This is a genomic window from Streptomyces daqingensis (assembly GCF_014645895.1).
Taxonomy (GTDB): domain Bacteria; phylum Actinomycetota; class Actinomycetes; order Streptomycetales; family Streptomycetaceae; genus Streptomyces; species Streptomyces daqingensis.
In genome coordinates this window covers 31,279-49,261 of record NZ_BMMP01000010.1, presented here as the reverse complement: position 1 = coordinate 49,261, position 17,983 = coordinate 31,279, and the positions used below count along the sequence as shown (strand labels likewise).

At 72.6% G+C, this 17,983-nt stretch carries 11 protein-coding genes; 1 reads left to right on the top strand and 10 read right to left on the bottom strand.

Going from position 1 to position 17,983, the window contains the following annotated elements; genetic code table 11:
• Nucleotides 1-88: 88 nt before the first annotated feature.
• From IEY56_RS16050 to IEY56_RS16030, 5 genes are all read right to left on the bottom strand, one after another.
• Nucleotides 89-2,329, bottom strand: a complete 2,241-nt coding sequence (locus IEY56_RS16050) for an MMPL family transporter (RefSeq protein WP_189037887.1) — start codon at nt 2,327-2,329, stop codon at nt 89-91.
• A gap of 200 nt (nt 2,330-2,529) precedes the next feature.
• Nucleotides 2,530-2,802, bottom strand: coding sequence for an acyl carrier protein (locus tag IEY56_RS16045; protein WP_189037886.1), 273 nt, complete (start codon nt 2,800-2,802; stop codon nt 2,530-2,532).
• 6 nt (nt 2,803-2,808) lie between these two features.
• The gene (locus tag IEY56_RS16040) at nt 2,809-4,092 is read right to left on the bottom strand and encodes a type III PLP-dependent enzyme domain-containing protein (RefSeq protein WP_189037885.1); all 1,284 of its coding nucleotides are present in this window, start codon (nt 4,090-4,092) and stop codon (nt 2,809-2,811) included.
• Nucleotides 4,082-5,641, bottom strand: coding sequence for a class I adenylate-forming enzyme family protein (locus IEY56_RS16035; RefSeq protein ID WP_189037884.1), 1,560 nt, complete (start codon nt 5,639-5,641; stop codon nt 4,082-4,084). The genes IEY56_RS16040 and IEY56_RS16035 overlap by 11 nt, the downstream gene beginning before the upstream one ends.
• On the bottom strand, nt 5,638-6,726 hold the full coding sequence (locus tag IEY56_RS16030) for a ketoacyl-ACP synthase III family protein (RefSeq protein WP_189037883.1): 1,089 nt from the start codon (nt 6,724-6,726) through the stop codon (nt 5,638-5,640). The genes IEY56_RS16035 and IEY56_RS16030 overlap by 4 nt, the downstream gene beginning before the upstream one ends.
• Nucleotides 6,727-6,966: 240 nt before the next feature.
• Here IEY56_RS16030 and IEY56_RS16025 point away from each other — a divergent pair, with 240 nt between their 5' ends.
• Complete coding sequence (locus tag IEY56_RS16025; RefSeq protein ID WP_229711933.1) at nt 6,967-8,529, top strand: MFS transporter; 1,563 nt, start codon at nt 6,967-6,969, stop codon at nt 8,527-8,529.
• A gap of 136 nt (nt 8,530-8,665) precedes the next feature.
• Here the strand turns inward: IEY56_RS16025 and IEY56_RS16020 are convergent, their stop codons facing one another.
• The 5 genes from IEY56_RS16020 to IEY56_RS16000 form a co-directional block, all read right to left on the bottom strand.
• Entirely contained in the window at nt 8,666-9,454 is a 789-nt protein-coding gene (locus tag IEY56_RS16020) for a thioesterase II family protein (protein WP_189038048.1), read from the bottom strand.
• 101 nt (nt 9,455-9,555) lie between these two features.
• The gene (locus tag IEY56_RS16015; RefSeq protein ID WP_189037882.1) at nt 9,556-10,356 is read right to left on the bottom strand and encodes an AfsR/SARP family transcriptional regulator; all 801 of its coding nucleotides are present in this window, start codon (nt 10,354-10,356) and stop codon (nt 9,556-9,558) included.
• Between the two features lie 300 nt (nt 10,357-10,656).
• On the bottom strand, nt 10,657-12,117 hold the full coding sequence (locus IEY56_RS16010) for a glutamate synthase subunit beta (protein WP_189037881.1): 1,461 nt from the start codon (nt 12,115-12,117) through the stop codon (nt 10,657-10,659).
• On the bottom strand, nt 12,110-16,675 hold the full coding sequence (gene gltB, locus IEY56_RS16005; protein WP_373292104.1) for a glutamate synthase large subunit: 4,566 nt from the start codon (nt 16,673-16,675) through the stop codon (nt 12,110-12,112). The genes IEY56_RS16010 and gltB overlap by 8 nt, the downstream gene beginning before the upstream one ends.
• 418 nt (nt 16,676-17,093) lie before the next feature.
• Nucleotides 17,094-17,864 carry a VIT1/CCC1 transporter family protein gene (locus IEY56_RS16000; RefSeq protein ID WP_189037879.1) on the bottom strand — a complete coding sequence of 257 codons (771 nt, stop codon included), beginning with the start codon at nt 17,862-17,864 and terminating at the stop codon, nt 17,094-17,096.
• Between the last annotated feature and the right edge of the window lie 119 nt (nt 17,865-17,983).

The window sequence follows — 17,983 nt, the reverse complement described above, 5'->3', positions numbered from 1 at the left end:
GGGATCGTGGGTGATGGCGGGCGGGAAGAGCAGGGCGGGACGGCCGTTCCCGGCGCGGGCGCCGGGAAGCGGCTCGCGGGGTCCGCGGTCAGACGGACGTTCCCGCCGGTGACTTCTCCGGCCGGGAGCTGTGCCCGGGCCCGGGGGTATCGGCGGCACCGCCGGCGTGGATGACCTCCCCTGCCGACGGTGGCCGCCCCGGCGGCTCCATCCGGTCCAGGCGCAGTGCCCGATGGAGGCTGCGCAGTGGAGCGGGCGCCCACCAGTTGGTGCGGCCCAGCAGCGCCATCAGCGACGGCACCAGCAGGGCGCGTACAAGGGTCGCGTCGATCAGCACCGCGAAGGCCGTGCCCAGGCCCAGTTCCTGGACGAGGACCAGGCGGCCCAGCGCGAGTGCGCCGACGGCGACGCAGAACAGCAGCGCGGCGGACGTGACGATCGGGCCCGTGCGCGCGAGGCCCTCGGCCACCGCCGCGCGGTCGTCGAGACCCGACGCCTTCGCCTCGCGGATGCGTCCCAGGAGGAAGACGTTGTAGTCCGTGGAGAGCCCGAACGCGAGCGCGAAGACGAGCACCGGCGTGGTGGTCTCGATGCCGCTCTGCGCGGTGAAGCCGAGGTTCCCGCCCTGGAAGACCCACACCAGGAAGCCGAGGGCCGCACCGGTGGAGAGGAGGTTCATCAGCAGCGCCGTGAGAGGCAGCAGGACGGAACCGGAGAAGGCGAACAGCAGGAGCAGCGTCACCAGGGACAGCACCCCGGCGGCCAGGGGCAGCCGGTCGGTGATGGAGTCCTGCTGGGCGGTGAGGTCGGCGGTCAGGCCGGTGTAGCGGGCCTGGTGGGGCGCGTCCAGGGCCTGCACGGCGCGGGCGGCGTCCTGGGCGGAGTTGCCGAGGGGGGCGCCCGCGAGTACGGCGTCGATCTCCCAGTGGCCGCCGTCCAGCCGGAAGGGCCTGCCCACGTCGCGTACGCCGGGCACGTCCGCGATCTCCGCACGGTAGGCGGCGAGTCCGGGTCCGCCGCGCGGGGTGTCCAGCACGATCTGCAGCGGGGACGTGGCGGGCTCCTCGAAGTCCCGCTCCAGTACCTGCGCCACATGACCGGCGCTCGTGCCGGCCGGGAGCATGCCGGCGTCGGCTCCGGTGAACCGCGCTCCGGCCACCGGGGAGGCGATCGCCAGCAGGACCGCCGTCGCGACGACCGCGAGGACCCCGGGACGGCGCATCACCGCGGAGGCGATGCGGTGCCAGCGGTGGCCGGCCGCCTCGCCCGCTCCGGCGGTGCGCTGCCAGCGGCGGGGAGCCAGGGAGTTGATCCTGGCTCCGAGCACGGCGAGCAGCGCGGGCAGTCCGAGCAGCGCGAACACCGCGGCGGAGATCACCGTGACGACGCCGGCCAGGCCCATCGATCGCAGGTAGGGCTGGGGGAAGACCGTCAGCGCGGCGAGCGCCGCGGCGACGGTGAGAGCGCTGAAGAGCACCGTGCGCCCTGCCGTGGCGACGGTCCGGCGCAGTGCCTCCGCGCCCGGTCCGTCCTGGGCGATCTCCTCGCGGTAGCGGGAGACGATCAGCAGCCCGAAGTCGACGGAGAGGCCCAGTCCGAGGGCGAAGGCGAGGCTGAGCGCGCCCGTCGAGACGTCCATGAAGCCGGTGGCCAGGCGCAGGCCGGCGAACGTGAGCAGCAGTGACACCACGGAGCCGATGAGCGGCACGAGAGCGGCGACGACGCCGCGGAAGACGAGGAAGAGCAGCACGAGGATGACGGGGAAGGCGAGGCCCTCGGCGGTCGCGAGGTCCTCGTTGGAGACCTCCGCGACCTGTACGTGGCCGGGAGTGGGACCGCCCAGCCACGCCTTGCCGCGCAGTGCGGGGTCGTCCTCGATCGCCTGCTGCAGCTCCTTCTCCGCGTCGATGGTCGCGGCGTCCGTCATGGGGCGCACCGCGCCCATGACGACGGTGCTGCGCCCGTCCTCGGAGATCAGTGCGGCGTCGCCCGCGGTGGAGAAGTCGACGACCTTCTTCACCTCGGGCCGCTGGCGCAGCATCCGTGCGGCGGCGGTCACTTCGCGGGGAGCGGCGTCCCCGGCGTCGAGCCGCGTGTCCGTGGCGATGAGGACGGCGTAGCCCTGCTGGGCGTCGACGCCGGTGGCCGACTCGATGACTTCGCGGGCGGCGACGTTGGGTCCGTGCGGATCGTCGTAGTCCGAGAGGCCGTTGGTCAGCCTGCTCTCCACGCTGCCGCCGAAGTAGCCGGCCACGATCGCGGCCAGCACCGCCAGCAGCAGACTGACGCGCCGTCGCGCATGCAGCGCGGAGCCCAGGGCAGAGAACATGGAGAGTCACACCTTCCGTCGTTGCGACGAATCTCGCGGAGGGTGCTTTAGCCCCGCTGAAGCGCGGCGGGACGCCTGCGGACGTCCGCGCCGCACCCGAGCGCCGCCGCACCGGGGCCGGTTGAGCCCCCGTACGACAGCGCGGGGGCCGCGGCGCCGGTGTCCCCGCGCCGCGGCCCCCGCCTACTCCCACTCCCCGCTCAGGCCACGCCCGGCGTGCGCTGCTCGCGCAGTGCGGAGACGAGGGTCCACAGGGTGCCCGGCGTGTCGAAGACGCCGGCGCTCAACTCCTCGTCGGGGATGGTGATTCCGTACTCGTTCTCGACCAGGGCCAGCACCTCGACCATGGCGAGGGAGTCGAGTCCCACGGACTTGAGGCTCGTGTCCGGCGAGACGGTCTCCTTCTCGGCGAGCCTCGGCAGGGCCCCCCTCAGCAGCTTCTCGTAGGACGCGTCCCAGCAGCGATCGGTCATGTCAGCTCAGCTCCTTGACGGCAGAGGTGTGGTGGCCGGGGCTCCGGCCGCTTCCCGGCGCAGTGCGAGCCGGGTGGCGGTGACGACTTCGCCGCCGTCCATGACGACTTCGGCGGGCGCGGGATGCCCGAGGAAGCCCAGGAGGCTCGCCGTCAGGCCGTACGCGCCCACGTTGGGGAAGGCGATCAGTTCCCCGGCCGCGAGTCCCGGCATCTCGACGCCGCGTCCCAGCACGTCCGCCGGAGTGCACAGCGGACCGGCGAGTGTGGCGCGCACCGCGTCGGCCTCCGTGCCCTCCGCGGGCCGCACGGGACGGGCGGCCATCGGCAGCAGACGCCCCAGCCCCGAGAGGCCGCCCAGATGGTTGATGCCGGTGTCGAGTACGGCGTACAGGGTGCCCCGGCTGTCCTTGACGTCGGTGACGGTGCACAGCAACTGGCCGCTGTCGCCCACGAGATGGCGTCCCGATTCGAACGCCACGACGGGCGCGCCCTCGCGCCAGCCCGGCAGCCACTCGTCGAGCGCCTCGCTCACCCCCTTCCGCAGCCCCGTGTAGCGGGGGCGCTCCCCCGGCACGGCGTACGGTGCCGCGAACCCCCCGCCGAGGTCGACGAGTTGAAGCTCGATCCCCAGCGACGAGCGGAGCTGCGCGGCCGTGCGGATGCTCTGCACCAGCTCGGCGCGGAGGCTCTCCTCGTCGCGTGCGTTGGTGAGCGGGAAGAAGTGCAGCCCCACGGTGCGTGTCCCCGGCACCTTCAGCCGGTCCGGCGCGGCCAGCAGCGTGTCCAGGTCGAAGCCGAACTGCGAGGCGCTGCCCGTCATCCGCAGGCCCGCGCTGCCGGGCGCCCCCGCCGCGTTGATGCGCAGCACGCAGCCGGCGGTCACGCCGAGCGTGGAGGCGGCGGCGCCGATGCCTTCCAGGTCGCCGAAGGACTCGGCCGAGTACGACCGCACACCCCGGTGCATGGCCTCGGCCAGCTCGCCCGGCGTCTTGCCGGGGCCCGAGTAGAGCAGCTCGCCGGCGCGGCAGCCCGCTTCCAGCGCCGAGGCCAGCTCGCCCCGCGAGGTCACCTCCGCGCGTGCGCCGCAGCGGCGCAGCTCGGCCACGAGGTCGGGGTGCGGGTTGGCCTTCAGCGAGTAGTAGAGGCGGCAGGGCGAGGGCAGCGCGTCGGTGAGGTCGGCGTACGCCGCCCGCACCCTGGCCAGCTCGTAGACGTAGAGCGGGCTGCCGTAGCGGGCGGCGAGTTCCTCCGCAGCGGCCGGGGAGAGCCCGGAGTGCTCAGCGGCCACCGACGGCCTCCTTCAGGTACTCCTTGAGCAGCTTGCGGTCGGTCTTGCCGTTCGGCGTGAGCGGAAGGGCCGGCAGCATGTGGCACAGGTCGGGCACCTTCGCCTGCTCGACGCGTTCCGCCAGCCCCAGCAGCACGTCCTCGTGGGTGACCTCGCCCACGGCGAAGAGGACCATGTCGCGGCCGTCCTCCGGCACGAGCAGCGCCGCTTCCCTGACACCCTCGATGTCGAGCACGGCGGCCTCGATCTCCACGGCGCTCATCCGCGTGCCGCGCCGCTTGAACAGGTCGTCGCGGCGTCCCTGGAAGTACAGGTGGCCGTCGGCGTCCAGCCAGCCGTAGTCCCCGGTGTGCAGGGTGACGGTTCCGTCCGCGGCGGTGCGGAAACGCTGGGCGGTGGGCTCCGGCGCCCGCCAGTAGCCGGCCATGACGTGGGGCCCGCGCACCGCGATCTCCCCGACGTCCAGGGCGGGTACGGGCCGGCCGTCGCCGTCGAGGATCAGCACCTCGGTCCCGCTCAGGGCGGACCCGACGGAGCCGGGTCGCTCCAGGTCGCCGTCGGGCTCCAGGATGGTGATGCGCTTGCACTCGGTCGTGCCGTACATCGGCGCCACCCGCGCACCGGGGAAGCGTTCGCGCAGCGCGGCGATGAGCGGCGGGTTGAGCGCCGCGCCGGTATTGGTGAACAGCCGCACGGCGGTGGGACGCGGATCCCGGGCGGCGAGGCGGACGAGCATCTCCCCCAGGGAGGGCACCAGCGGCACGACCGTCGCACCGCCGGTGCGCGCGTAGCCGAGGAGGCGGGCGTGCCCGTCCGCGTCGGACAGCAGCAGCTCCGCACCCGCCAGGGCGCACAGCAGCACCTGGTAGAGGCCGTAGTCGAAGGAGAGCGGGACGGCCGTCAGCACGACGTCGTCCGCCCGGTACCGCAGCCGTTCCGCCACCGCGCGTGCCGCGAACGCCACTTGGGCGTGGGGGCAGGCGACTCCCTTGGGCGTGGCGGTACTTCCGGAGGTGTAGATCAGCAGCGCGAGCCGGTCGGCGGGGACCGGCCCGGCGGGTCCGCCCGGCGGGGCTCCGGCCGCCGGCTCCGTGGCGAGGCGAAGCTCCTCCAGGACCTGCACGGGGATGCCCTCGGGCCACGCGAACTCCCCGACGCCCTCCCGCTCCGCGGCGGTCGCCACGATCAGCGCCGGCTCGGCGTCGGCGATCACCGACCGGAGGTGGAAGGTTCCCATCGCGGGGCCGATCGGCACGAACACCGCGCCGTGCCGCCACGTTCCGTACAGCAGCGCGGCGAACTCCCGCACATTGCCCACCCGTACGAGCACCCGGTCGCCGGGGCGGACGCCGAGCGCGTCGAGCCGTGCGGCGAAGTCGCGGGCGGCCGCGTCGAGTTCGGCGTACGTCCACACACCGTCGCAGTCGCGCACCGCGGGCGCGGAGGGAGAGCCGGCCACCGAGCGTGCCAGGATCGCGTCGGCCGCGTTGTCGACCGTGCCGGAGGGACGGAAGGTCTCGAAGGCCGGTACGTCGGCTGGGGTGGTCACGCCGCCACCTCCCCGTCGCCGTTCGCCGCGCCGCGGTCCTCGGGCGCTCCCGCCTCCGTCGCCCACTGGGGGTCCTCGGTCATCTCCACGACGGCGCACGTGCAGGTGAAGCCCGAACCGCCGCCCACGAGAAGCACCTTGTCGCCCGCGCGCACCTGGCCCGTCTCGACGAGGTCGTTGAATCCGGCGAACTGGTCGCCCGCGCCGAGGTGCCCGGTACGGCGTGCGAAGTCCCAGGTCGACTTCTCCAGCGGGACGCCCAGCATCTGCCGCACCTGCCAGTCCATCCGGCTGCGGCCGCTCGCGGGCACGACGATCCGCGCGATGCCGTCCATGCCGGTGCCCGCCTCGTGCAGCACGGACGCGACGACGTCGCGTACGACGGCGGTCACCCGCTCCGTCGCCGTGCGGAATCCGCCGCTGCTGGTCCTGACGAAGTGCTCGACGCGGCCCGGCAGATCGAGGGGCTCCTCCGTGGGGCGCGGACGGAAGCCCGTTCCGCGCAGCACCGCCTCGAGGGAGTTGTCGGCACCGGTGACCGTGGCGAGCAGCCGGGCGAACCCGCCCCGCCTGGAGAGGAGCAGGGCTGTGGCGCCGTCGCCGTAGACGAAGCCGGGTTCGCTGCTCCAGCGCTGGATCTGCGGCTCGCCGAAACGGTCGGCGGAGGTGACCATCGCCGCCGCGTTCGCGGGGCCCGACTGCACGTGACGCGCGGCCAGTTCGAGCGCACCGAGGCACGCGTTGCACTCCTGCCGCATCCCGAAGGCCGGCACCTGCCGGCCCAGAGCGTGCCCGGCCACGTACGACGCCGCGGGCCACATCTGCACGCCCTGGAACCAGATGCAGGTGTGCACCAGCAGTTCCACGTCCTCGGCGTCCAGCCCGGAACGCTTCAGCGCGGTCGTCGCGGCCTCCACCGCCATGTCCGGCGGTGCCGTGTCCTCGCTCGCCACCCGCACCGAGACCAGGTCGTCGGCGGCGGCCTGCTCCGGGTCGTACAGCCCGGCCTCCACGGCTTGCCGGGCCGGGACCGGCTCGGGAAGCCGAGCTCCCGTGCCCGCCACGTAAACGCCTTCCCAGCGCATGATCCTCCCATTTCGTCGACGGCTCCGCCTGCCGGTACGAGTCGGATCTGCGCACGACGGCACCTGGCGAACCACCCCGGGATGTTCCGCGCCGCGGCTTTCGCCTGGCTAAAGACACGACGTGGCGGGACGGGAGCCCGGCCGCAAGCGGGACTTCAGCACCGGCGCACACCATGACGCGGCGGACGCACACACGGCCTCGGCGACGAGGTGACGCCGAGCGAGGGAGGGAACCCGCCGATGCGGACGTCGACGCAGGAGCAGGAGGCGGCCGAAGCAGCGGACCCGCGACGCTGGTGGATGCTGGGGGTGCTGTCCCTGGCCCTCTTCGTGATCATCCTGAACAACGGCCTGCTCAACGTGGCCATTCCGGAGATCATGCAGGAGCTGGGCACCGGCATCTCCGCCACGCAGTGGATCGTCGACGGGTACGCGGTGGTCTTCGCGGCGGCCCTGCTGACGGCGGGCACGCTCTCGGACCGGTACGGCCGCAAACGGGCGACGCTGCTCGGCACGTGCGGCTTCGGCGTGGGTTCGCTGCTGGCGCTGACCGCCGACGGGACCGTTCAGCTCGTCGCCGCACGGTGCGTGATGGGGCTGGCCGCCGCGTTCGTGATGCCCGGGACGCTCGCGATCCTCGTCGACGTCTTCCCCGCCCGCGAACGGCCCCGCGCCATCGCCGTGTGGGGCAGCTCGTCCGCGCTCGGCGTGGCCGCGGGCCCCGTCATCGGCGGGCTGCTCGTCGACCGCTTCTGGTGGGGTTCGATCTTCCTGGTCAACCTGCCGCCCGTGCTGGTGGTCCTCGCGGCGGGCCTGTGGCTCCTGCCGGAGTCCTCCGAGAAGGTGCCGCGCCCGGCCGACCCGGTCGGGGCGGTGCTGGGTTCGGCGACGATGACGGCCCTCGTCTACGGGGTGATCCACGCGGCGGGCCAGGGCTGGACGTCCGCGCCGGTACTCGTCGCCCTCACGGCGTGCGGGGCCTGCGCCGCCGGGTTCGTCGCCTGGGAGCGCAGACACCCCTTCCCCATGGTCAACTTCGCCCTGCTGCGCACGCCCGCGTTCCTGGGGGCGAGCGCCGGCAGCATGCTGCTCTTCCTCGGACTCGCCGGCACCCTCTTCGTACTGACGCAGCAGCTCCAGTTCGCCCTGGGCTACAGCCCGCTGGAGGCGGGGCTGGCGGTCGCGCCGCTGGCCGTGGGCGTCGGTCTCGGCTCCACCCTCACCACCGCCCTCACCCGCCTCGCCGGAACGGACGGCGGGGTGGCGTGCGGGCTGGCGTGCGCCGCCGCGGGCATGCTGACGCTCAGCCAGTTCTCCGACAGCTACCTGCCGATCGTGGCGGGGCTGCTGCTCAGCGGATTCGGCATCGGCCTGGCTCTGACGCCCGTCACCGACACCGTGATGACGCTCGTCCCGCCGGAACGCTCCGGGAACGCCGCCGCACTCAACGACACCATGCAGGAACTGGGCAACGCCCTGGGCGTGGCGGTGGTCGGCACCGTCCTGGCCCGGCAGTACGGCACGCAGGCCGCCGGCCCGCCGGCGTCGCGCGAGGCACGGCAGTCCTTCGTGGAAGCGGCCTCGTCCGGGTTCCTCGTCGCGGCGAGCGTGGTCGCGGCGGGCGCGGCCGTGGCCGCGGCGCTGCTGCCGGGCTCCAACCCGGTGGGCAGGCACCGCCTCGTACCGGGTTCCCGTACCCCGGGCAGGCACCGGCGGCCCAGACAGCGGTCCATCGGTCCGACGGCCTGGAGCGAGGAGGCGGCCGAGCCGGTGCCCGCCCTGCCGAGCCTCTCCGACGCGTGAACCGCGGCCGACCCGCACGACGGCACGCCCCGGGGCCGACGCGCCCGGGGAGCGGGAGGCCGCCGGCGGTCGCGCAAAGGGACCGCCGCCGGTGCGTTCGCACACGGCGGCCGGTCAGGCGCTGGACGCGCGCCGCTCAGACAGGCACCCCTGCGCAGGCGACGCTCTGCGCGTACCTGCGCAGCACCGCGCTCAACTCCCCCAGGAACAGCGGCTCGTCGTCCCGCAGGAAGAAGTGCCCGCCGGGCATCGTCCGCAACTCGCTCCCCCTGCCCGCGTGCAGCCGCCAGGCGGCCACCTCCGGCACGGACACCAGCCGGTCCCGGTGTCCCGCGAAGAGGTGCAGCGGCACCTGGAGGAGCTGGTCGTACGTGCTCGCCTCGCTGTCGCGGCACATCAGCAGGTCGTCCCGCGCCACGGGCAGCAACGCCCGCAGGAAGTCCGGGTACTTCGTCAACGCCTCGGGTATGCCGCCGAGTTCGATGAGCCGCCGCGCCAACTGCTCGTCGTCCGCCTCCGGTTCGATCACCGTCGGGGCGGGCAGATGGGGCGCCCGGTACGCGCCGAGGACCAGCGCGAGGGGCAGCGGAGCACCGCGCTGCTGCCTGCGCAGCGTCAGTGTGCAGGCGATGAGCGCGCCCATGCTGTGCCCGTAGAAGACGTGCGGCCGGGACAGCACGTCGTCCAGCTGCTCGTCCAGGTCGTCGACGAGCGCCTTCAGGGCGGTGAACCGCTCCTCGTTGACGCGCCCTTCACGTCCGGGGAGCTGAACGGGCAGCACGTGCACACCCGCGCCATGGGCGTCGAGTCCCCGCTGCCAGCGCCCGTACGCGGAGGCGCCGCCGCCCGCGTACGGGAAGCACAGCAGCCGGACGGCGTCCCGGGCCGCGCCGTCCTCGGTCGTGCGGGGCAGATAGCGGGTCATGGGCTCCACCTCGGGCTCGTCCGTCGCCGGCGTGCCGGCCGGGACGAAGGGCATCGAGACAGCGGCCGTCCCGGCCGGCGCACCCACCGTGCCTCGGGCCGCTAAAAGGCGGCCAAACTCGGCACCGGGGAGTCCAGCATCGGGTCGGCCTCCAGCACGGCCCTGTGCAACTTCCGCAGCCGGTGGGAGGGTTCGATGCCCAGCTCCTCGATGTGGGCGGCGCGCATCCGCTGGTAGACGTGGAGCGCCTGCGAGGAGCGCCCGCAGCGGTACAGCGCCACCATCAGCTGCGCGTGGAGGCTCTCCTGGAGGGGGAACCGGGCGGTCAGCATCGTCAGTTCACCGATCAGCTGGGCGTGCCTGCCCAGTTGCAGGTCCGCCGTGATCCGCCCGTCCAGCGCCGCCCGCCGCGCCTCTTCCAGGCACTGCGCCTCCACTTCGAGGCCGGAGCCGGTGCGCACGTCGGCGAGGGCCGGTCCCCGCCACAGGCCCAGCGCCTGCTCCAGCGCGCGTGAGGCCTCCGCGCCGTCGCCCTCGACGAGCGCGCGCAGGCCGCGTGTCGCGAGCCGGTCGAACTCGTGGGCGTCGGTGGCCGTGCCGGGCATGTCGAGCAGGTAGCCGTGGTGGCCGCGCCGCAGCACGTCCTTCGCGGAGCGGCTCCCGGCCGGGTCGAGTGCCGCCGCGATGGCGCGCCGGAGCTGCTTGACGTAGGTCTGCACGACGCCGGAGGGGTTGCTGGGCGGGCTGCTTCCCCACAGTTCCTGCGCGATCGTCTCCGTGCTCGTCTGCTGGCCCGCGTTGGCCGCGAGCAGAGCCAGAACCTGCCGGGGCTTGGCCGCGCTGGGGACCACGGAAGTGCCGTCCACCCGCACGACGAGGGGCCCGAGGATTCCGATGTCCATCTCTCCCCCATTCTCTTCCACTTGTCTAACGGCGACAGTGGCAGGAACCGGTTTCAGCCGACAGTTAGCGACGCATGAGAGTGGCGTGAACCAGGAAGGTTCCGGGGGGTGAGATTTTCACGTCCGGGATGTCTCCGACTTCTGACGGCGCCCCCGGGCCCGGGCCGGGCACCCCGGACGCCGGCGCAGGGGGACGCCCTCGCGCGCCCCGGGGACCGCAGCGGCCCCGCACGCAGCGCCGCGGTGCCCGGCCCCCGGTCGGGTGTGGGGCGGGCACCGCGGACGTGTGTGGTGCGCGGATCAGACCGCCAGGGCGCGGTCCGTCGGCGCGATGGGAGACGGAAGGGCGCTGGTACCCGTCAGGTAGCGGTCCACACCCTTCGCGGCGGAACGGCCTTCCGCGATGGCCCACACGATGAGGGACTGGCCGCGGCCGGCGTCGCCGGCGACGAACACGCCGTCCACGCTGGTCGCGTACTCGGCGTCACGGGCGACGTTGCCGCGCTCGTCCAGCTCGACGCCGAACTGCTCGACGAGGCCGTTGTCGCGGTCGACGCCGGTGAACCCCATGGCGAGGGTGACGAGTTGGGCGGGGATCTTCCGCTCGGTGCCGGGCTTCTGCTCCGGCTTCCCGTCCTTCATCTCCACCTCGACCAGGTGCAGCCACTGGACGTTGCCGTCCTCGTCGCCCTCGAAGTGGGTGGTGTTGACGGAGTAGACCCGCTCACCGCCCTCCTCGTGCGCGGAGCTGACCTTGTAGAGCATGGGGAACGTCGGCCACGGCTGGTGCGGTGCCCGCTCCTCGCCCGGTTTCGGCATGATCTCCAGCTGGGTGACGGACGCCGCGCCCTGCCGGTGCGCCGTGCCGACGCAGTCGGCTCCTGTGTCGCCGCCGCCGATGACGACGACGTGCTTGCCCTCGGCGCTGATCGGGGAGACCGTCAGGTCGCCCTCCTGCACCTTGTTGGAGAGCGGCAGGTACTCCATCGCCTGGTGCACGCCGTTCAGTTCGCGTCCCGGCACCTTCAGGTCGCGGGCCGTGGTGGCTCCCGCGGCGATGACGACCGCGTCGTGCCGCTTGAGCAGCTTCTTCGCGTCGACGTCGCGGCCGATCTCCACCTCGGTGCGGAACTTGGTGCCCTCCGCGCGCATCTGCTCGATACGCCGGTTGATGTGCCGCTTCTCCATCTTGAACTCGGGGATGCCGTAGCGCAGCAGCCCGCCGAGCCGGTCGGCGCGCTCGTAGACGACGGCGGTGTGCCCCGCCCGCGTCAGCTGCTGGGCCGCGGCGAGACCCGCCGGTCCCGAGCCGATGACGGCGACGGTCTTGCCGGAGAGCCGCTCGGGAGGCTGCGGCGTGACGTGCCCGGCCTCCCACGCCTTGTCGATGATGGTGACCTCGACGTTCTTGATGGTCACCGGCGGCTGGTTGATGCCCAGCACGCACGCCGACTCGCATGGCGCGGGGCACAGCCGCCCCGTGAACTCGGGGAAGTTGTTCGTCGCGTGCAGCCGCTCGATGGCGGCGCCCCAGTCCTCGCGGTAGGCGTAGTCGTTCCACTCGGGGATGAGGTTGCCCAGGGGGCAGCCCTGGTGGCAGAACGGGATGCCGCAGTCCATGCAGCGCCCGGCCTGCTTGCTGACGATCGGCAGCAGCGAACCCGGAACGTAGACCTCGTTCCAGTCCTTCACCCGCTCCTCGACCGGACGGGACTGCGCGACCTCACGGTCGGTGTTCAGGAAGCCCTTGGGATCAGCCATTGGTCGCCGCCTCCATCATCTTCTCGTGGGTCTCGGACTCGCTGAGTCCTGCTCGCTCGGCGGCGTCCTTGGCGGCGAGCACAGCCTGGTAAGTGGCAGGGATGACCTTGCTGAAGCGCGTCAGCGCCGCGTCCCAGTCCGCGAGCAGCGCGGCGGCCACGGTGGAGCCGGTCTCCTGCTGGTGGCGGCGCACCACGTCGTGCAGCCACTCGCCGTCCTCGGCGGCCCACTCGCCGGGGCCGAAGACGGCCTCGCGCAGACCGGCGTTGACGTTCGCCGGGTCGAGGTCGACGACGTAGGCGACGCCCCCGGACATGCCGGCGCCGAAGTTGCGCCCGGTACCGCCGAGGACGACGGCGGCGCCGCCCGTCATGTACTCGCAGCCGTGGTCGCCGACCCCCTCGGAGACGACCAGGGCGCCGGAGTTGCGGACGCAGAAGCGCTCGCCCACGCGCCCGCGGAGGAACATCTCGCCGCCGGTGGCGCCGTAGGCGAGGGTGTTGCCGGCGATCGTCGAGAACTCGGCGAGGTGGTCCGCGCTCCTGTCCGGGCGGACGACCAGGCGGCCGCCGGAGAGTCCCTTGCCGACGTAGTCGTTGGCGTCGCCCTCCAGCCGCAGCGTCACACCGCGCGGCACGAACGCGCCGAAGGACTGCCCGGCGGAGCCGGTGAAGGTGATGTCGACGGTGTCGTCGGGCAGGCCCGCGCCGCCGAACTTCTTCGTCACCTCGTGCCCGAGCATCGTGCCCACGGTCCGGTTGATGTTGCGGATCGCCAGCTGGCCCCGCACCGGCTGCGCCGCGGTGGCGCTGTCGGCGTTCAGCGCGTCGGCCGCGAGCTTGATCAGCTGGTTGTCGAGGGCCTTCGTCAGGCCGTGGTCCTGCTCGACGGCCTGGTGGCGCACCGCGCCGTCCGGCAGGTCGGGCACGTGCAGCAGGGGTTCCAGGTCCAGGCCCTGCGCCTTCCAGTGGTCCACGGCGCGGCTGACGTCGAGGAGTTCGGCGTGGCCGACCGCCTCGTCCAGCGTGCGGAAGCCGAGTTCGGCGAGGAGCTCACGGACCTCCTCGGCGATGAACTGGAAGTAGTTCACGACGAATTCGGCCTTGCCGTTGTAGCGCTCGCGCAGCACCGGGTTCTGCGTGGCGATGCCGACCGGGCAGGTGTCCAGGTGGCACACGCGCATCATGACGCAGCCGGAGACCACCAGCGGGGCGGTAGCGAAGCCGAACTCCTCGGCGCCGAGGAGCGCGGCGACGACCACGTCGCGGCCCGTCTTGAGCTGCCCGTCCGTCTGCACGACGATACGGTCGCGCAACCCGTTGAGCAGCAGCGTCTGCTGCGTCTCCGCCAGCCCCAGCTCCCAGGGACCGCCCGCGTGCTTCAGCGAGGTCAGCGGCGAGGCGCCCGTACCGCCGTCGTGGCCGGAGATGAGGACCACGTCGGCGTGGGCCTTGGAGACGCCGGCGGCGACCGTGCCGACGCCGACCTCCGAGACCAGCTTGACGTGGATGCGCGCCCGCGGGTTGGCGTTCTTCAGGTCGTGGATGAGCTGGGCGAGGTCCTCGATGGAGTAGATGTCGTGGTGCGGCGGCGGCGAGATGAGGCCGACGCCCGGCGTCGAGTGCCGCGTCTTCGCGACCCACGGGTAGACCTTGTGGCCGGGCAGCTGGCCGCCCTCGCCGGGCTTGGCGCCCTGCGCCATCTTGATCTGGATGTCGTCGGAGTTGACGAGGTACTCGCTGGTGACGCCGAACCGGCCGGACGCGACCTGCTTGATCGCGCTGCGCCGGGCCGGGTCGTACAGCCGGTCCGGGTCCTCGCCGCCCTCGCCGGTGTTGGACTTGCCGCCGAGCTGGTTCATGGCGACGGCGAGCGTCTCGTGCGCCTCCTGCGAGATGGAGCCGTAGGACATGGCGCCGGTCGAGAAGCGCTTGACGATCTCGCTGACGGGCTCGACCTCCTCGATGGGGATCGAGGGGCGGTCGCCCTTCAGCTTGAACAGGCCGCGCAGCGTCATCAGGCGCTCGGACTGCTCGTCCACGCGCTGCGTGTACTGCTTGAAGATGTCGTAGCGGCGTGCGCGCGTGGAGTGCTGCAGCCTGAAGACCGTGTCCGGGTCGAACAGGTGCGGCTCGCCCTCGCGGCGCCACTGGTACTCGCCGCCGATGTCGAGCGCGCGGTGCGCCGGGGCGATGCCCGTAGCCGGGTAGGCCTTGGCGTGCCGGGCGGCGACCTCCTTGGAGACGACCTCCAGGTCCGCGCCGCCGATCTTCGTCGTCGTCCCGTGGAAGTAGGTGTCGACGAACGACTCGTCGAGGCCGACCGCCTCGAAGACCTGCGCACCGCGGTACGAGGCGACGGTGGAGATGCCCATCTTGGACATCACCTTCAGCACTCCCTTGCCGAGGGCCTTGATGAGGTTGCGGATGGCGTCCCCGGCCGGCATGTCGCCGGGCAGGAAGGTCCCGGCCCGCACCAGGTCCTCGACGGTCTCCATGGCCAGGTACGGGTTCACGGCCGCCGCGCCGTAGCCGATGAGCAGCGCGACGTGGTGCACCTCGCGCACGTCGCCGGCCTCGACCAGCAGGCCCACCTGGGTGCGCTGCTTGGTGCGGATGAGGTGGTGGTGCACCGCCGAGGTCAGCAGCAGCGACGGGATCGGGGCGTGCTCGGCGTCGGAGTGGCGGTCGGAGAGGACGATCAGCCGGGCGCCCGCCTCGATGGCGGCGTCGGCCTCCGTGCAGATCTCCTTGAGCCGGTCCGCCAGGCCCCGGCCGCCGTCGTGGACGCGGTAGAGCCCGGAGAGCGTCGTCGCCTTGAAGCCCGGCAGGTCGCCGTCGGCGTTGATGTGGATGAGCTTGGCCAGCTCGTCGTTGTCGATCACCGGGAAGGGCAGCGTCACGCTGCGGCAGGAGGCCGCCGTCGGGTCCAGCAGGTTGCCCTGCGGGCCGAGCGACGAGTGCAGCGAGGTGACCATCTCCTCGCGGATGGCGTCCAGCGGCGGGTTGGTGACCTGCGCGAAGAGCTGGGTGAAGTAGTCGAAGATCAGGCGCGGCCGGTCGGAGAGCGCGGCGATCGGGGAGTCCGTGCCCATCGAGCCGATCGGCTCCGCGCCGCTCTTGGCCATCGGCGCGAGCAGGACGCGCAGCTCCTCCTCGGTGTAGCCGAAGGTCTGCTGGCGGCGGGTGACGGACGCGTGCGTGTGGACGATGTGCTCGCGCTCGGGCAGGTCCGCGAGGTCGATCAGCCCGGCCTCCAGCCACTCCTCGTACGGCTGCTCGGAGGCGAGCTGCTCCTTGATCTCGTCGTCCTCGACGATGCGGCGCTCGGAGGTGTCCACGAGGAACATCCGGCCGGGCTGCAGCCGCCCCTTGCGCACGATGCGGGCGGGGTCGATGTCCAGCACGCCGACCTCGGAGCCGAGCACGACGAGTCCGTCGTCCGTGACCCAGTAGCGGCCGGGGCGCAGTCCGTTGCGGTCGAGGACGGCGCCGACCTGGGTGCCGTCGGTGAAGGTGACGCAGGCAGGGCCGTCCCAGGGCTCCATCATCGTGGAGTGGTACTGGTAGAACGCCCGGCGTGCGGGGTTCATGGCCTCCTTGGACTCGGGGCTCTCCCACGCCTCGGGCACCATCATCAGCACCGAGTGCGGCAGGGAGCGCCCGCCGAGGTGGAGCAGCTCCAGCACCTCGTCGAAGGTCGCGGAGTCGGAGGCGCCGGGGGTGTTCAGCGGGAAGATCCGCTCCAGCGCGGTCCTGTTGTCGGGGCCCTTGCCGAACAGGTCCGACCGCAGCTGCGACTCCCGCGCCCGCATCCAGTTGCGGTTGCCCTGCACGGTGTTGATCTCGCCGTTGTGCGCGACGAAGCGGTACGGGTGCGCCAGCGGCCAGCTCGGGAAGGTGTTGGTGGAGAACCGGGAGTGCACCAGCGCGATCGCACTGGCGAAGCGGCGGTCGGACAGGTCAGGGAAGAAAGGTTCCAGCTGCCCCGTCGTCAGCATGCCCTTGTAGACGATGGTGCGCGAGGACAGCGACGGGAAGTAGACGCCGGCCTCTCGCTCCGCGCGCTTGCGCAGCACGAAGGCCAGCCGGTCCAGAGCGATGCCGGTGCGGGCGTCGCCGCCCTCCACCGCGTCCTTGACGAACAGCTGGCGGAAGTGGGGCATCGTCGCCCGGGCGCCGGGGCCGAGCAGCCCCGGGGCGACCGGCACCTCACGCCAGCCGAGGACGTCGAGTCCCTCCTCGGACGCCAGCGTCTCGATCTGCGAGACGGCGGTGGCGGCCTCTGTCTCGTCGCCGGGCAGGAAGGCGATGCCCACGGCGTAGGCGCCCGCCTCGGGGAGCGAGAAGCCGGCGGTCTCCCGCAGGAAGGCGTCGGGGACCTGGACCAGCAGGCCCGCGCCGTCGCCCGTCTCGGGGTCCGCTCCGGTCGCGCCGCGGTGCTCCAGGTTGCGCAGTACGGTCAGCCCCTGTTCGACCAGGTCGTGGCTGGGTACCCCGGTGAGCGTCGCCACGAAGCCGACACCGCAGGCGTCGTGCTCGTGCCGGGGGTCGTACATCCCCTGCTTGGCAGGGTGGGCCGCCTGAAACGCTGCACGCATCGGCTCTCCCGTCGTCGTGGCTAATGGCTCCGCCGGATGGGGACCGGGCGGGAGCGAGTGCCGAGGGACGACGTTGGCCCTCTGCAGAGCAAATTTCCGTGAAGGTTACATGATGGACCACACCCTGAAAAAAGAGCGTGCCATCTCGAAGTGTGGACCCGGTGACCACATGGCGATATACGGCAGTCAGGTCCCGGGAACCTGCGGCGGGGGCGTGGGTGGCCCTTGTGCAGGGACGTCTTGCTCGTGCCCGGTGCGAGCTTCGTTGCCCGCGGGCTCCTCGCTTCTGCCCGAACCCCGGCGGCTCGAAACCGCCTGGTAACAAGAAGATCGGACGAGACGACTCCGCAAGGGAGCCGCTTCTCCCTCCCCATAGTCACCCCACCGCCGTCCCGAAAGCCACTCCCAGGCCGTAAGTCACAGCGGCCGCGGCGGCGCCGAGCGCGAGCTGCCGCAGCCCGCTGAACCACCACTGCCGCGCCGTCACCCGGGCCACGACCGCACCGCAGGCGAAGAGCCCGGCCAGCGCCAGCACCACGGCGTACCAGAGCGACGTGGCGCCCACGAGATACGGGAGGACGGGCAGGATCGCGCCCGCCGCGAAGGACAGGAACGAGGAGACGGCGGCGACCATGGGCGACGGCAGCCCGGAGGGGTCGACGCCCAGCTCCTCACGGGCATGCGTCTCCAGCGCCTGCTCCGGGTCCCTGTGGAGCTGCCGTGCCACCGCCATGGCCAGCCGCCGCTCCACGCCGCGCGACTCGTAGACCGCCGCGAGCTCCCGCACCTCCTCCTCGGGATGCTGGCGCAGCTCGCCGCGCTCCACCTCCAGCTCCGCCTGAACCAGCTCCCGCTGCGAGGCGACGGAGGTGTACTCGCCCGCGGCCATCGAGAAGGCACCGGCCACGAGGCCCGCCAGCCCGGAGACCGCGATGGTCTGCGAGGACGCCGAACTGCCCGCCACGCCGGCGACCAGGCCGAGGTTGGAGACCAGCCCGTCCATGGCGCCGAAGACGGTGGGACGCAGCCAGCCCCCGCTCACGTCCCGGTGCGTGTGGTTCACGTCGGGACCGCTCCGCCCGGTGTGGCCGCTGCGGCGCAGGCGTCCGCTCCGCTCCTCGGCCCCCGGCGCTGTCTCCTGCTCCATGACCGCCGCTTCCGCATCGCTCCCGCACAGCGGAGGCGCCGACAGCGGCGCCACCGTCCAGGTCTTCGAAGGTATGCACGAGACGCCCGTCCCGCCAGCAAGGCAGGCCGAACTTACCT

Excerpts from the sequence above, each read along its gene's own strand:
- IEY56_RS16025 (WP_229711933.1), top strand. The coding sequence starts at position 6,967 with ATGCGGACGTCGACGCAGGAGCAGGAGGCGGCCGAAGCAGCGGACCCG.
- IEY56_RS16030 (WP_189037883.1), bottom strand. The coding sequence starts at position 6,726 with ATGCGCTGGGAAGGCGTTTACGTGGCGGGCACGGGAGCTCGGCTTCCC.
- IEY56_RS16045 (WP_189037886.1), bottom strand. The coding sequence starts at position 2,802 with ATGACCGATCGCTGCTGGGACGCGTCCTACGAGAAGCTGCTGAGGGGG.
- IEY56_RS16015 (WP_189037882.1), bottom strand. The coding sequence starts at position 10,356 with ATGGACATCGGAATCCTCGGGCCCCTCGTCGTGCGGGTGGACGGCACT.
- IEY56_RS16010 (WP_189037881.1), bottom strand. The coding sequence starts at position 12,117 with ATGGCTGATCCCAAGGGCTTCCTGAACACCGACCGTGAGGTCGCGCAG.
- IEY56_RS16000 (WP_189037879.1), bottom strand. The coding sequence starts at position 17,864 with ATGGAGCAGGAGACAGCGCCGGGGGCCGAGGAGCGGAGCGGACGCCTG.
- IEY56_RS16050 (WP_189037887.1), bottom strand. The coding sequence starts at position 2,329 with ATGTTCTCTGCCCTGGGCTCCGCGCTGCATGCGCGACGGCGCGTCAGT.
- gltB (WP_373292104.1), bottom strand. The coding sequence starts at position 16,675 with ATGTACGACCCCCGGCACGAGCACGACGCCTGCGGTGTCGGCTTCGTG.
- IEY56_RS16020 (WP_189038048.1), bottom strand. The coding sequence starts at position 9,454 with ATGACCCGCTATCTGCCCCGCACGACCGAGGACGGCGCGGCCCGGGAC.